Annotated in this window: 14 protein-coding genes; 10 read left to right on the top strand and 4 right to left on the bottom strand. The window is 39.8% G+C overall.

Going from position 1 to position 12,392, the window contains the following annotated elements; genetic code table 11:
* The first annotated feature begins 37 nt into the window (after positions 1 to 37).
* Positions 38 to 922 carry a LysR family transcriptional regulator gene (locus ACN6NE_RS01005; protein ID WP_129703051.1) on the top strand — a complete coding sequence of 295 codons (885 nt, stop codon included), beginning with the start codon at positions 38 to 40 and terminating at the stop codon, positions 920 to 922.
* Between the two features lie 32 nt (positions 923 to 954).
* Here the strand turns inward: ACN6NE_RS01005 and ACN6NE_RS01000 are convergent, their stop codons facing one another.
* Positions 955 to 1,506 (bottom strand): MerR family transcriptional regulator, encoded by a 552-nt coding sequence (locus ACN6NE_RS01000; RefSeq protein WP_474324128.1) that lies wholly within the window; start codon positions 1,504 to 1,506, stop codon positions 955 to 957.
* 343 nt (positions 1,507 to 1,849) lie between these two features.
* Here ACN6NE_RS01000 and ACN6NE_RS00995 point away from each other — a divergent pair, with 343 nt between their 5' ends.
* The gene (locus tag ACN6NE_RS00995; RefSeq protein WP_013058058.1) at positions 1,850 to 2,164 is read left to right on the top strand and encodes an MGMT family protein; all 315 of its coding nucleotides are present in this window, start codon (positions 1,850 to 1,852) and stop codon (positions 2,162 to 2,164) included.
* Between the two features lie 316 nt (positions 2,165 to 2,480).
* On the opposite strand, the gene ACN6NE_RS00990 is transcribed toward ACN6NE_RS00995, so the two are convergent.
* Positions 2,481 to 3,098, bottom strand: a complete 618-nt coding sequence (locus ACN6NE_RS00990) for a LysE family translocator (protein ID WP_129703047.1) — start codon at positions 3,096 to 3,098, stop codon at positions 2,481 to 2,483.
* 137 nt (positions 3,099 to 3,235) lie between these two features.
* Between ACN6NE_RS00990 and ACN6NE_RS00985 the strand changes: the two genes are divergently transcribed.
* From ACN6NE_RS00985 to ACN6NE_RS00965, 5 genes are all read left to right on the top strand, one after another.
* Positions 3,236 to 3,781, top strand: a complete 546-nt coding sequence (locus ACN6NE_RS00985; protein WP_029323096.1) for a cupin domain-containing protein — start codon at positions 3,236 to 3,238, stop codon at positions 3,779 to 3,781.
* A 170-nt stretch (positions 3,782 to 3,951) separates the two neighbouring features.
* Positions 3,952 to 4,884 (top strand): class A beta-lactamase, encoded by a 933-nt coding sequence (gene bla, locus ACN6NE_RS00980; RefSeq protein WP_474324125.1) that lies wholly within the window; start codon positions 3,952 to 3,954, stop codon positions 4,882 to 4,884.
* An 89-nt stretch (positions 4,885 to 4,973) separates the two neighbouring features.
* The gene (locus ACN6NE_RS00975; RefSeq protein ID WP_129703043.1) at positions 4,974 to 5,237 is read left to right on the top strand and encodes an excalibur calcium-binding domain-containing protein; all 264 of its coding nucleotides are present in this window, start codon (positions 4,974 to 4,976) and stop codon (positions 5,235 to 5,237) included.
* A 242-nt stretch (positions 5,238 to 5,479) separates the two neighbouring features.
* The gene (locus ACN6NE_RS00970; RefSeq protein ID WP_474324124.1) at positions 5,480 to 6,877 is read left to right on the top strand and encodes an NCS1 family transporter; all 1,398 of its coding nucleotides are present in this window, start codon (positions 5,480 to 5,482) and stop codon (positions 6,875 to 6,877) included.
* A 201-nt stretch (positions 6,878 to 7,078) separates the two neighbouring features.
* The gene (locus ACN6NE_RS00965) at positions 7,079 to 7,228 is read left to right on the top strand and encodes a hypothetical protein (protein WP_013058052.1); all 150 of its coding nucleotides are present in this window, start codon (positions 7,079 to 7,081) and stop codon (positions 7,226 to 7,228) included.
* A 77-nt stretch (positions 7,229 to 7,305) separates the two neighbouring features.
* Here the strand turns inward: ACN6NE_RS00965 and bglA are convergent, their stop codons facing one another.
* Together bglA and ACN6NE_RS00955 are read right to left on the bottom strand one after the other, a co-directional pair.
* Positions 7,306 to 8,745, bottom strand: coding sequence for a 6-phospho-beta-glucosidase BglA (gene bglA, locus ACN6NE_RS00960; RefSeq protein WP_129703039.1), 1,440 nt, complete (start codon positions 8,743 to 8,745; stop codon positions 7,306 to 7,308).
* 13 nt (positions 8,746 to 8,758) lie between these two features.
* Complete coding sequence (locus ACN6NE_RS00955; RefSeq protein WP_474324122.1) at positions 8,759 to 10,642, bottom strand: beta-glucoside-specific PTS transporter subunit IIABC; 1,884 nt, start codon at positions 10,640 to 10,642, stop codon at positions 8,759 to 8,761.
* Between the two features lie 168 nt (positions 10,643 to 10,810).
* On the opposite strand from ACN6NE_RS00955, the gene ACN6NE_RS00950 reads away from it, so the two are divergent.
* The 3 genes from ACN6NE_RS00950 to ACN6NE_RS00940 all read left to right on the top strand — a co-directional run bounded on the left by ACN6NE_RS00950 (position 10,811) and on the right by ACN6NE_RS00940 (position 12,391).
* Positions 10,811 to 11,521 (top strand): GntR family transcriptional regulator, encoded by a 711-nt coding sequence (locus ACN6NE_RS00950; protein ID WP_474324120.1) that lies wholly within the window; start codon positions 10,811 to 10,813, stop codon positions 11,519 to 11,521.
* A gap of 172 nt (positions 11,522 to 11,693) precedes the next feature.
* Positions 11,694 to 11,876 (top strand): hypothetical protein, encoded by a 183-nt coding sequence (locus tag ACN6NE_RS00945; RefSeq protein WP_240702749.1) that lies wholly within the window; start codon positions 11,694 to 11,696, stop codon positions 11,874 to 11,876.
* A 23-nt stretch (positions 11,877 to 11,899) separates the two neighbouring features.
* Positions 11,900 to 12,391 (top strand): GNAT family N-acetyltransferase, encoded by a 492-nt coding sequence (locus ACN6NE_RS00940; RefSeq protein ID WP_474324119.1) that lies wholly within the window; start codon positions 11,900 to 11,902, stop codon positions 12,389 to 12,391.
* The last annotated feature ends 1 nt before the right edge of the window (position 12,392 follow it).

Below are 12,392 nucleotides of genomic sequence, written 5' to 3'. Positions count from 1 at the left end.
TAATGAATAGAACGGTTTGATAAGGAGATGGTACGAAGTGGAATGGCAGCAGTTTAAATATTTTCAAACGCTCGCACGTACGCAGCATATGACGCGGGCAGCAGAAGAGCTGTTAATTACGCAGCCTGCGCTCAGTCGTTCAATCGCTCGTTTTGAAGAGGAAGTGGGAGCGCCGCTATTTGACCGGCAAGGACGTTCCATTCGATTGAATCAATACGGTAAAGTCTTTTTGAAGCGTGCAGATAACATAATGAAAGAATTTGATAAAGGACAAGAGGAAATTCAAGCGCTGCTAGATCCTGAAAAAGGGCAGGTGTCACTTGGATTTTTACATACGCTCAGCACAGATTTGATTCCAGATTTAATCGCGTCATTTCGCAGCTTATATCCTAAGGTTAATTTTCAACTGAGGCAAAGCCCTTCTCACGTTCTTCTTGAGCAGCTGCAGCTGGGCGAATTAGATCTTTGTTTGATTGCGCCTATGGAAGAGAAATCGGTCATCAAGTGGCAGCATCTTTGGAGTGAAGAGCTGTTTGTGATCGTACCGAAAAATCATCAGTATGCTCGCCGTGAGAGTATCCCACTAGAAGAAATTGCTGAAGAATCATTTATTCACTTAAAAGAAGGTTTTTCTCTTCGTCTTACGTTTGAGCAGTTATTTGAAGAGACAGGGGTAAAGCCTCACATCATGTTTGAAGGAGAAGAAGCTGATACCGTAGCGGGACTTGTAGGAGCCGGCTTAGGAATTTCTATCCTTCCAGATTTACACGGAATCGATCAAAGTAAAATAGTGAAAATCCCATTAGCTAAAGCCAACTGCCACCGAGTAATTGGACTAGCATGGATTGAAGGAAGATATCTATCACCGGCTGTTAAACAGTTTAGAAACTTTGTTTTACATAAATTCCATGAGCAGAAATAAAGGTGTTTCGTAGCCTAGACTTGTTTACAAACTCAGTCCTTTTTTCTTTTAAATAACCTTTTTAAAATCGATCTCTTTTTACCTACTACGCTGCTTTCTTTTGAAGCTTCTACTAATTCTGAAATGGCCTGCTGTTCACGCAGGCTTTTACGCAAAGATTGAATAAGCTGCTTATCTTTTTCCTGAAGAATTTGTTTTGTATCAGGCTCTTGTTGGGGTGAAGGCTGTACCGGCTGTTCGGGAGATGTCGGCTGCTGGTCGTCGGCCTCGGGCTGGTCAGCTGCTTCTGCTGTGTTCTCTGTGTCCTCTTTGTCTTCTTCTATAGACACGGCAGCTTGATCCTCGCTTGTAGTTAAAGAGAATTCTTTTTGCAGCGCTTCATTGATTTCTTCTGCTTGATAGCCCTCATCGTAAAGCTGCTTGATTTTCATTAAAATGGTCGCAGCCGCAGCTTCGTATTGTTTTGGTCGATGATCTTCTTTTTGTATAAAGAAATATTGGAATTTATCTATATATCTTCTAATCGTTGAAGTAGGAATACTCGTTTCTTCAGATAACTCTTTTACACTAAGCCATTTTGTCATTTTCTCACCACTTTTTAAATGATTACTTATTCGTCAGCATCAATTTGAAATTGTACTAGTATCTACTGTTTATCTTATCATGTAACGCTTCTACGTACCTTGCTGTGTTGGTTTCTGTAACGTTTTTATAATCACAGTGTCATAAATGAGGTATAAGCTGCCACTCGCACAAAGATTTGTTAGTTGAAGAATAGGAAATATAAGCATTTGTTTGGAGTATGTTGAACAATGATGAGCGTACTTCTTATTATTATCTTATAATGGTGCTGAAGAAAAATCGAGTGATTACTTCACGTTTAATGATTATGGTAATGTTGTACTAAAGAATAAAAGGAGGAGCAGCATGAGTTTTACAGAACGAGCAGTAGCACTTATTAAACAAATACCATCCGGGAAAGTAATGACATACGGACAAATTGCCGGCCTGGCTGGTAGTCCGCGAGGTGCAAGGCAAGTTGTACGAGTACTGCATTCGATGAGTAAGAAACATAATCTCCCCTGGCACAGAGTCATTAATTCTAAAGGGGAAATTGGGTTTAAAGACGAAGAAATGTACGTTGTTCAAAAACTTTCACTCGAAGCGGAAGGAATACTCGTTTCTTCGGATGGAAAGCTTGATCTTAAAGTCTATCTCTATGAACCTGACGTGTATAAATGACGAAACAGATTGAGACAGAACGAAACCAATTCCATCTAAAGGCTAACAAATGAGATAAAGGAGCTGAACCGCTTGTGACACCGTTATTAAATTCCGTGCAAGACTTCGCTTTCTGCTGGCGGCCGGTGAGCCTCCTCGTCGCTTGCGCTCCTGCGGGGTCTCACCATTTCCGCTTTTCCCGCAGGAGACTTCGTCTTGCCCTCCAATAAATAGCTAGAAGCACTTACATTTACCTTGCCAATGAAAAATCCGAACGAGTTTGATTCTCCATCAAAAATCAAACTCGTTCGGAACTTCCTTCAACTAACATATTTTCTTATTTATGTTTTTCAAAAGCCAGCTTTAATCCAAACCCGATTAAAACGACTCCTGTTGCTTTATCCATAAAGCGCTGAACGCTAGGTGCTGTGAGCCATTTTCGTAAATAGTTAATAAAAAAGACGAATACGAAAAACCACGTGATAGCAAGGATCGTATACGTTATTCCCATAAGAAGTAATTGAAGCGTTACGTTTTGATCACTTTGAACAAATTGAGGTAAAAAAGTTAAGAAAAACACCGCCACTTTTGGATTAAGGACGTTTGAGACAAGACCTTGACGAAAAGCGGATGTTTCTTTTGACTTCTCCTCTTTTATAGGAGAAACTGTATCGATTTTTTTAGAAAGAAAAGCAGAGATTCCTAAGTACATTAAGTACAGGGCTCCTGCATATTTTACGATTTCAAATGCCAGAGCTGACTGAAGGAGAAGAGCAGATAAACCAAACGCGGCGGCGAGTGTATGAACTAAAGAGCCGCTCGCTAAGCCTAATGCCATTTTATAGCCGCCCGTTTGTCCATCTGCCATCGTTCGTTTGGTAATAAGAGCAGTATCGATACCAGGGCTCATAATAACAAACAATGTGAGAACCAAAAAGGTCAAGATGTCATTCATTTTTTTCTTCCTCCTTACTGTGATAGTATTAAACTGTCTTTTATTTATTAAATATAATTTAACATAAGTAGCGCCATTTATTAAGTTTAATTTAATAAAATTAAATGTAATTAAACACCTTTTACGGAGGAATCATCATGGAAAACATAGATATTGGAAAAAAAGTAGAGAAGTTTCGAAAAGCAAAGGGACTAAGCAGTCGAGAATTAGCCAAATTAGCGGAGATTACACCGTCTATGTTAAGTCAAATTGAACGGGGATTAGCTAATCCGTCCATTTCAACGCTTAAAATTTTAGCTAAATGCCTCGATGTTCCCACTTTCAGCTTTTTACTTGAAGAAATAAACACCTCTCATTTAGTCGTACGGTCGAACGAGCGTAAAACGATGAAAGTAAAAGAGTTAACGTATTCGCTAGTATCACCAGACTTTACGGGAAATCTAGCTACGGCGATTATGGAAGTACCGCCGATGAAGTCTTCATCAGAATCTCCTTTAGCGCATAAAGGGGAGGAAGTGGCATATGTCTTAGAAGGAAAAATTAAGGTGTATTTGGAAGAGGAAGTATACGTGCTAGAAAAAGGAGACAGCGTCAAAATCCCTTCGCATCTGAAGCACAAATGGGACAATCCGTTTGAGGAGAAAGCGGTGATTTTATTCTCAGTTACACCGCCTGTTTTTTAAAATACTTACGGTTTTCATACTGCTCATCTTCAGTGTTAGACATTTTTATTATATAAATGTGATAAAGCTATCATGTTCGTGGGGATAAACAATTGATAAAATAGCATTGTTGGTAATCTCTACCTAAGAGAATACATACTAAATACTTTTTTGAAAGGTGTTGAAGGGTAATGAAGAAATGGAAAGAGATGTTTCGTACTTCAAAGCTTAAAAAAATGATGCCTGTACTCGCTCTGTCGTGCGCGGCGGCTGTAAGCTTTTCAAGCAGCGAGGTACATGCTGAAACGGTAAAATGTCAAAGACAAGAAACTAAGAGTGATCGAGAGTTTGCTAAGCTTGAAGAAAAATATGATGCGAATCTTGGCGTTTTTGCATTAGATACGGGTACCAATAAAACGGTAACGTATCATCCGGATGAGCGCTTTGCTTATGCGTCTACTCATAAAGCTCTTGCTGTCGGTGCACTTTTACAGCAGAAGTCAATCGAAGATCTCAACGAGCGAATCTTTTATACGCGCGATGACCTTGTGAACTATAACCCAATTACAGAAAAACATGTTGATACAGGCATGACTCTTCGAGAACTCGCGGATGCATCGCTTCGCTACAGCGACAATACGGCAGGGAACTTAATTCTGCAGCAGCTGGGCGGACCGGATGGATTTAAAGAAGTTTTAGAAAACATAGGAGACGATGTGACGCTGCCTGAGCGCTTTGAACCGGATTTAAATGAAGTGAATCCAGGAGAAACCCACGATACAAGTACACCAAGAGCACTTGCTGCAAGTCTTCAAACGTATGTACTTGGACAGGCACTTCCTGAAGACAAACGTGCACTTCTAACGGATTGGATGAAACGAAATACAACAGGGGATGCGTTAATACGAGCGGGCGTGCCGAAAAGCTGGGAAGTAGCCGATAAGACAGGCGCAGGCTCATACGCGACGCGAAATGATATTGCCATCCTTTGGCCGCCAAAAGGAGATCCAATTGTTCTTGCGATCCTTTCTAATCGTACGGAAAAAGATGCGGAGTATAATGATAAACTGATTGCAGAAGCGGCTAAACAAACGGTGAAGAATCTTAAAGTTACTCGCAAATAAAGTTGGATAATAGTAGTTTAAATGTGAAAAAAAGATTGATAGAACATTCTATTATTAATTAGAAAAAATATAGGAAGGAAGTATCTCTTATGAAAAAGATTTTTCCAATTGTTCTATCTTTCGGTTTATTAACGAGTGTATCTTTTAGCACAGTTTCAAACGTAGATGCGGGAGCTAAATCTTATAAAAACTGCACGGAATTAAACAAAGACTATAAAGGCGGCGTAGCTCGTGCGGCTAATGTAACAAATAAAGGCGGCAAAACAAAGTACAAACCGTATGTGTCAAAATCACTGTATGATGCTAATACAAAGCTAGATCGAGATAAAGACTACATCGCCTGTGAAAAATAAATACTAGCTGACTCATCCAAGCGCTTATTGTAAGCGCTTGGATTTTTTATTATCATCAACTCCTGTATGTTGCGAGCCGAGGTCAAAAATTAGTCAAATCGCACAAAAAAATATCAGAAAATTCACATAAATAATAATGAACTTGCGTTGAAATTCGTATACACTATGTACATGTTAAGTTAACTTACATCTAATGTTAGAAATGAGAGTGGAAATAGTATAAAAAAGGAGTTGAGTGTATAGTGTCTACAAATGCAACAAGTTCCGTTATAGAAGAGATGCATTCTCATCAAGATACAGGTCTTGATCCGTCACTGAAGCCAAAAGCGGAAAGTGATCGAAAGCTAACTCCGATGTCCTATATGTTTATGTGGATTGGAGACGGCGTTAATTTAGGAAATATGACGCTTGGGGCTAGCTTGGTAATCGCAGGTACTGCGGTATTAAATCTTTTGCAAACGTTTGTGGCAGCGATTATTGCCATTGGTATTATTTCTACTTTTTTTGTGTTAAATGATCGAATTGGCTATAAGACGGGCATACCGTATGTGATGCAGCTTCGAATGTCTTTTGGAATAAAAGGTTCCGTCATATCGTCTCTTTTACGAGGTATTCCAGCTATCATTTGGTATGGTTTCCAAAGCTGGACAGGCGGTACAGCTTTAAACGAAATCGGGAAAATTGTGAGCAAAGGGTCTTTTGATAATCTTGTTCTTTGTTTTATTATCATTCAGCTGCTGCAAATTGTGCTTTCCCTATACAGCTTCCACGCGGTTAAATGGGTAGAGATGCTTGCTTCAATCATCATATTGCTTGGCCTTGTTTACGTATTTGGTGTTCTTTTAACTTCTCATAGTGAGGTAGTAGAGGAGAAGTGGGTACATACAAAAGGTTCATGGGGACTTCCGTTCTTTTCTTTCATTATGATGTTTATGGGAAATTATGCGGCGATTTTTCTAAGCGCAGCCGATTACTCTAGAGAACTGAAGCCAGGAATTAGCGACACAAAGCGTGGGTTCTTATACTTTACACCAATTCTAGTAGCCTACGGCTTCGTTCTTACAATCGGGGCAATGCTTGCTTCTGCTACGGGTATATCTAACCCTGTCAAAGCGTTTGCGGTTGTAGTGGATAATTCATATATTACCGTCGCTGTATCAGCTTTTATTGTGATTGGCGTAATTGCCGTAAACATGGTGGCAAATATTATTCCGCCTACGTATGTGATTACGCTGCTGACAAAAGCAAACTATAAAGTGGCGGTTACCATTACCGGACTGCTTGCTTTTTGTTCATTCCCTTGGGTGCTTGTTCAAGATTCGTCAGCTGCAGGACTTGGGCTGTTCATTTTAATTTACTCTGCTTTTTTAGGGCCGATTGTTTCTATTTTACTAGTCGATTACTATATTTTACGGAAACAAAGAGTAAACGTAGAAGAATTGTATCAAGAAAAAGGACCGTTTTCCGGCTACAATCCGTGCGCCATGCTTGCGATGCTCATCGGTGCAGGTGCTGCGTTTATCGAAGTTGATTTAGGTTGGATTATAGGAGTTGTAGTCGCAGGAAGCGCATATATTCTTTTGACGAAATTTACTTTTAAACATTCAAAATTTAAAAAAGGAACCATCTTTGAACAATAACATTCCATCTATAAAAGCCTTTGCTTGCCGCAAAGGCTTTTTGTTTGTTTTCTATCGCGTCAGATTAAAACTCTTTGTCTAGTTCCCAAAAGAAGTGGGTAAAGTAAAGAAGAGTAAAAAGTTACTTCTATTATGAGTTGCTTTTAACAGGAGCGCATCTAATGTATCGCATCAATCATAGCTTAAAGGAGAGGGCAGAGTATGTATGAATTTAGAGTGTATACTCTTCGAGATGGAAGCGAAAAGGTAATCAAAACGCTGAAACATGAATCGTTTGCTGATGAAATTCAACGAGCGGGAATTAAACAAACAGAAATTGCGCAAACACAGCTAGTAGATAAACCGAGATAAGAAATTTGCATTTATTCTTACACTTAAAAAAGATGGGTTCCTGTGTCTTTACGCAGGAGCCCATCTTTTCTAATTTCTTATAGTTCTTCACCGTTTGTTTCAATTACATGTTTGTACCAGTTAAAGGAATCTTTTTTGTAGCGCTTCATTGATCCGTTTCCTTCGTTGTCACGGTCGACATAAATCATGCCGTATCGCTTTTTCATTTCGCCTGTTGTAAAGGAAACAATATCAATAATTCCCCACGGCGTATAGCCCATTAAGTCAACACCATCGTACGTCACAGCTTTTTCTAACGCTTCGATGTGAGATTTTAAATATTCAATTCGTGATGCGTCATGAATGGATCCGTCTTCTTCAACCGTATCAATGGCGCCAAATCCGTTTTCTACGATGAACAGCGGAATCTGATAGCGGTCGTAGAAGCGGTTTAACGTATAGCGCAAGCCCGTTGGATCAATTGACCAGCCCCAATCGCTTGATTTGATATAAGGATTTGCTACGCCGTTTGGCAATCCGCCGTTTACGATATCGCCCGTGTTGTCAGCTTCAACGTCGCTTTTAACCGTTGTGGACATGTAATAGCTGAAGCCTAAATAATCCACTTTTCCGTTTCGTAAAATTTCTTCGTCGCCTTCTTCAAACGGAATATGATAGCCTTCTCGTTCGAATTCTTTTAACGCATAGCTTGGGTAATAGCCGCGAACTTGAACGTCAGGGAAGAAGTAGCGCTGTCTCATTGTTTCTTCTGCTAACATCACATCTTCAGGATTTGAAGAATACGGATAGATTGGCACGTGTGACACCATCGCTCCGATTTGGAAATTCGGATTAATTTCTTTTCCTTTTGATACGGCAAGAGCACTTGCAAGCAGTTCATGATGTCCCGCTTGATACATCACTTCTTTTGCATTTTCACCCGGCTTTACAGAAACGCCGGAGTTCGTCCATAAGAATAGAGGGTTGTTTACGTCCATTTTGTTGTTAATTTCATTGAACGTCATCCAGTACGTGACTTTATCTTTATAGCGGTCGAAACAAACTTCAGCGAATTTCACAAAGCAATCTACCGTTTTTCGGCTTCTAAATCCGCCGTATTCTCGAGCTAAATGGAGGGGCATTTCAAAGTGAGACAGCGTAATAACCGGTTCAATTCCATGCTTTAACAGTTCATCAAATACATCGTCGTAGAATTTTAGTCCTTCTTCGTTTGGCTCAGCTTCATCGCCTTTAGGAAAAATACGGCTCCAGCCAATAGATGTTCGCAAACATTTTAAGCCCATTTCTGCAAACAGCGCGATATCTTCTTTGTAGCGGTGGTAAAAATCAATTGCTTCGTGATTCGGATAAAATTTATCATCTTCTACTGTTTCAGTGATTTGTCGCGCTATACCGTGCGCACCTGCAGTCATAACGTCTACTACGCTCGGTCCTTTTCCGCCTTGGTTCCATCCACCTTCAAATTGATGAGCTGCTAATGCGCCGCCCCATAAGAAATTCTTTGGCATTTTTGTCATTGTTAGTTCCTCCTTATTTCACTACGGTAAATAATGTTTGATTCAACCCGCTATTTTCAATATCTTCAATAATCACTTCTCGATAAGCGCTTGAATTGGTGATAATAACCGGCGTAATCGTTTGTAATCCCTGTGTTTCAATAAATTCTTTATCAAATTCAATGAGTAAATCGCCTTTTTTAAACTTTACACCGTCTTCTACATGCAGCGTAAACGGCTTGCCGTCTAACGTAACGGTATCTAATCCAATATGAACAAGTAATTCAACGCCGTATTCTGATCGAAGGCCGATGGCGTGCTTTGTTGGGGCTACCATGACAACCGTTCCGTCAAAAGGTGCATAAAGCTTATTATCTGAAGGATCAATCGCTAATCCTTCTCCCATCGCACCTGAGCTGAATACTTCGTCCGGTACGTTAGAAAGAGGGATGACTTTTCCGCTAAACGGTGCGCTGATCGTTTCTTCATTGTCGTTCGGGTTGCTGACAGCTACTTCGTTTAAAGAAGCAGTAGCTGCTTCTTTTGCTGCATCTTCTCCGTAACCAAACACTTGAATAAGCACAACGGGAAGAATAATCGCAATGGCGCATCCAATTAAAATTCCCCAGATTGACATCGGGTAGTCTTGACTGATCCCGTTTACAATGGTCAAAGGACCGGGAAGTCCTGCGTAAGCAAAGTAATAAGGGTGAAAGAAGCTTGCTACAACAGCACCAATAGCACCAGAAACGCAGCCAAAGATAAACGGCTTTTTGAAACGTAAGTTTACGCCGTAAATGGCTGGTTCTGTAATACCAAATAATCCTGTTATCCCGGCTGATACGCTGACTTTGCGTGCTTCTTGGCTTTTTGCTTTTAAAATAACCCCAAGTACCGCTCCAACTTGAGCTACCACGGCAATTGTTTGATACGCTTGAAACGAATCTCTGCCGTTTAAGTCAAAGTTAGCAAGTACCATCGGCGTAATTCCCCAGTGTACTCCGAAGATAACAACAATTTGCCAGAACCCGCCAATGATTGCTCCGGCCAAAGCAGGTACGTTTTCAGCTAAAAAGTTATAGCCATGAGCGATTCCGTTGGCACCCATCGTAGTAACAGGACCAATAAGCAAAATTGTTACTGGAACCATAATTACCATACATAAAAACGGAACAAACAGCGGTCTAACTACTTCATGAATGCTCTTATTTAGGAACCTTTCAAGATAAGACAAAATCCATACTAAAAATAAAGGCGGTAAAACAGAAGAAGTATAGACCGTTTCGGATAAGGGAAGACCTAAAAACGTAATGCTGCTTCCGTCTGAAATTTTCGCCGCCATTTCTGCCCATGTGGGACTCACTAATGCTGCACAGCAAGCCACTGCGATGTAGGTATTAGTTTTAAAATGCTTGGATGCTGTGATGGCGATAAATATAGGTAAAAAAACAAACGGTGCCCATGAAATGAAGCTTAATACTTGAGACGTACCCGTTTTTGCAAAGCTATCCGAAAACAAATTAATTAAGATTAACGAGCCCTGCAAAATTCCTGCCGCTGCTAGGATGTATACAAACGGTGCAAACACAGCGGACATCGTAGCAATCACGCGATTTAAGATTGTCCCTTTGTTTTCAGTTTGCTCCTCTGTGGTATCCAAGTTTACTAAACTAGCAAACTCTTCATAAACGTCTCCCACGTGCTGCCCAATAACAACTTGGAACTGTCCGCTGTTTTCAACTACCGTAATGACACCTGGCATAGAAGACACCGTGCGGTTGGCTTCTGGCTTTGAGCGTTTTAACACAATTCGCAGCCTCGTGGCACAGCGTGTAGCGCTTACAATATTTTCTTCGCCGCCCACCGCATCTAAAATGTCTGCCGCAAGCTTGTGATAATCTCTAATTTTACCTCCCATACGTTTAACCCCCTTGTTGAGTATACGCTTTCAGTATAATTGTATCGATACAATTTATCAATACCCAAATAAAATAATAATCAATAAATAATTTAAGTTTAGGGTGTGCAGTTAGATTATGGTATAATCGTGTTATTCTCGAGACAAATTCAGTAAAGAGGTATAGCTATGATCAAATACCAACAAATTGCAATTGAAATTGAAACCTATATTGAAGAACATAAGCTTCAGCAAGGAGAAAAGCTGCCTGTATTAGAAACCCTGATGGCGCAGTTTAAGGCGAGCAAAAGTACCGTAACAAAGGCCTTAGATCTGCTGGAGAAAAAAGGCGTTGTTTTTCAAGTGAGAGGAAGCGGCATTTTTGTCCGCCGTCATAAACGAAAAGGATATATCGGTTTGCTTTCTAACCAAGGATTTACAAGTGAACTTGAGGATTTTCATTTAACATCGGAAGTGATTGAGCTAGATGTACGAAAGCCGAAGCAAGAAGCCGCGTTAAATTTAAACATAGCCGAAGATAGCGACGCATATTATGTCAAAAGAGTACGGTATATTAACGGCCAGACGCTGTGTCTAGAAGAATCATTTTATAATAAATCCATCGTTACATACTTAAATAACGAAATTGTGTCAGAGTCTATTTTTCATTACATTAAAGAAGGCCTTGGCTTAAAAATCGGGTTTTCTGATCTATATCTTCACGTTGGTAAGCTGAACGAAGAAGAAGCTACATACTTAGGATTAAAAGAAGGCGATCCTAAATTATTTATTGAAACGCTCTTTCACTTAGCGAACGGCCAGCCGTTTGACTTTTCAAAAGTGACGTACAACTATGAACAATCTCAGTTCTTTTTACAAGCAACGAGTCATGTTTTATAAAAAAGTGTCTGTCTCTCAATTAGTAAGGAACGAGAGGCAGGCACTTTATTTCATTTTTTCAATAAAAATATGAAATAAGATAATGATTGTAATAAATAGGAAATTAATATACGATAAAATGGATAAAGGGTTTATAGAAGAGATAAGGAAATGAGGTGCGAAGTTGAAAAAGATGCTGAGTTATCTTATTCCAATGCTTTTTATGTTTGGTTTGCTTTCCATGAATTTATTTCAGCCGACTAAAGGCGATTTTATCGCTGTAGGTGTGATATCGATTCTTGCAGGTGTTGTGATTGGTTTTATAATGAACATAGGCAGTGCAGTATTAAAAACAGTCAAAAGTAAGATGGAGTAAACTGATTGGAGGCGGTGGAGGTTTTGAGTGAAAGTATCATTATTCAGCCATATGCTAGCAAGTATCAACAGCAAGTAGTGGATTTAATTCTTCATATTCAGCAGCAAGAATACCAAATTCCAATAACGGAAAAAGATCAGCCTGATTTGTTTGAAATCGAAAACTTTTATCAACAGGGGAATGGAAATTTCTGGGTTGCTGTTTGCAACGAAAGAGTAGTAGGAAGCGTAGCTTTAATAGACATTGGCAGCCATCAAGTAGCGCTGCGGAAAATGTTTGTAGCAAAGTCTTATAGAGGAGCAAACTTTAAAACAGCTCACCGGTTATTGCATACAGCTATCGCTTGGGCAAAAGAGAGAGAAGTGGAAAGAATATATTTAGGAACCACATTACAATATAGAGCTGCTCATCGATTTTATGAGAAAAATGGGTTTCAACATATAGAGAAAGAAAAGCTGCCTGAGAATTTCCCGGTGATGAACGTAGATAAAAAGTTTTATACATATAAGGTATAAA

Source organism: Priestia sp. 53B2, from assembly GCF_056099005.1.
This window is presented reverse-complemented; position numbering and strand designations above follow the sequence as displayed.

Excerpts from the sequence above, each read along its gene's own strand:
- ACN6NE_RS01000 (WP_474324128.1), bottom strand. The coding sequence starts at position 1,506 with ATGACAAAATGGCTTAGTGTAAAAGAGTTATCTGAAGAAACGAGTATT.
- ACN6NE_RS00995 (WP_013058058.1), top strand. The coding sequence starts at position 1,850 with ATGAGTTTTACAGAACGAGCAGTAGCACTTATTAAACAAATACCATCC.
- ACN6NE_RS00990 (WP_129703047.1), bottom strand. The coding sequence starts at position 3,098 with ATGAATGACATCTTGACCTTTTTGGTTCTCACATTGTTTGTTATTATG.
- ACN6NE_RS00985 (WP_029323096.1), top strand. The coding sequence starts at position 3,236 with ATGGAAAACATAGATATTGGAAAAAAAGTAGAGAAGTTTCGAAAAGCA.
- bla (WP_474324125.1), top strand. The coding sequence starts at position 3,952 with ATGAAGAAATGGAAAGAGATGTTTCGTACTTCAAAGCTTAAAAAAATG.
- ACN6NE_RS00975 (WP_129703043.1), top strand. The coding sequence starts at position 4,974 with ATGAAAAAGATTTTTCCAATTGTTCTATCTTTCGGTTTATTAACGAGT.
- ACN6NE_RS00965 (WP_013058052.1), top strand. The coding sequence starts at position 7,079 with ATGTATGAATTTAGAGTGTATACTCTTCGAGATGGAAGCGAAAAGGTA.
- bglA (WP_129703039.1), bottom strand. The coding sequence starts at position 8,745 with ATGACAAAAATGCCAAAGAATTTCTTATGGGGCGGCGCATTAGCAGCT.
- ACN6NE_RS00955 (WP_474324122.1), bottom strand. The coding sequence starts at position 10,642 with ATGGGAGGTAAAATTAGAGATTATCACAAGCTTGCGGCAGACATTTTA.
- ACN6NE_RS00950 (WP_474324120.1), top strand. The coding sequence starts at position 10,811 with ATGATCAAATACCAACAAATTGCAATTGAAATTGAAACCTATATTGAA.
- ACN6NE_RS00945 (WP_240702749.1), top strand. The coding sequence starts at position 11,694 with ATGCTGAGTTATCTTATTCCAATGCTTTTTATGTTTGGTTTGCTTTCC.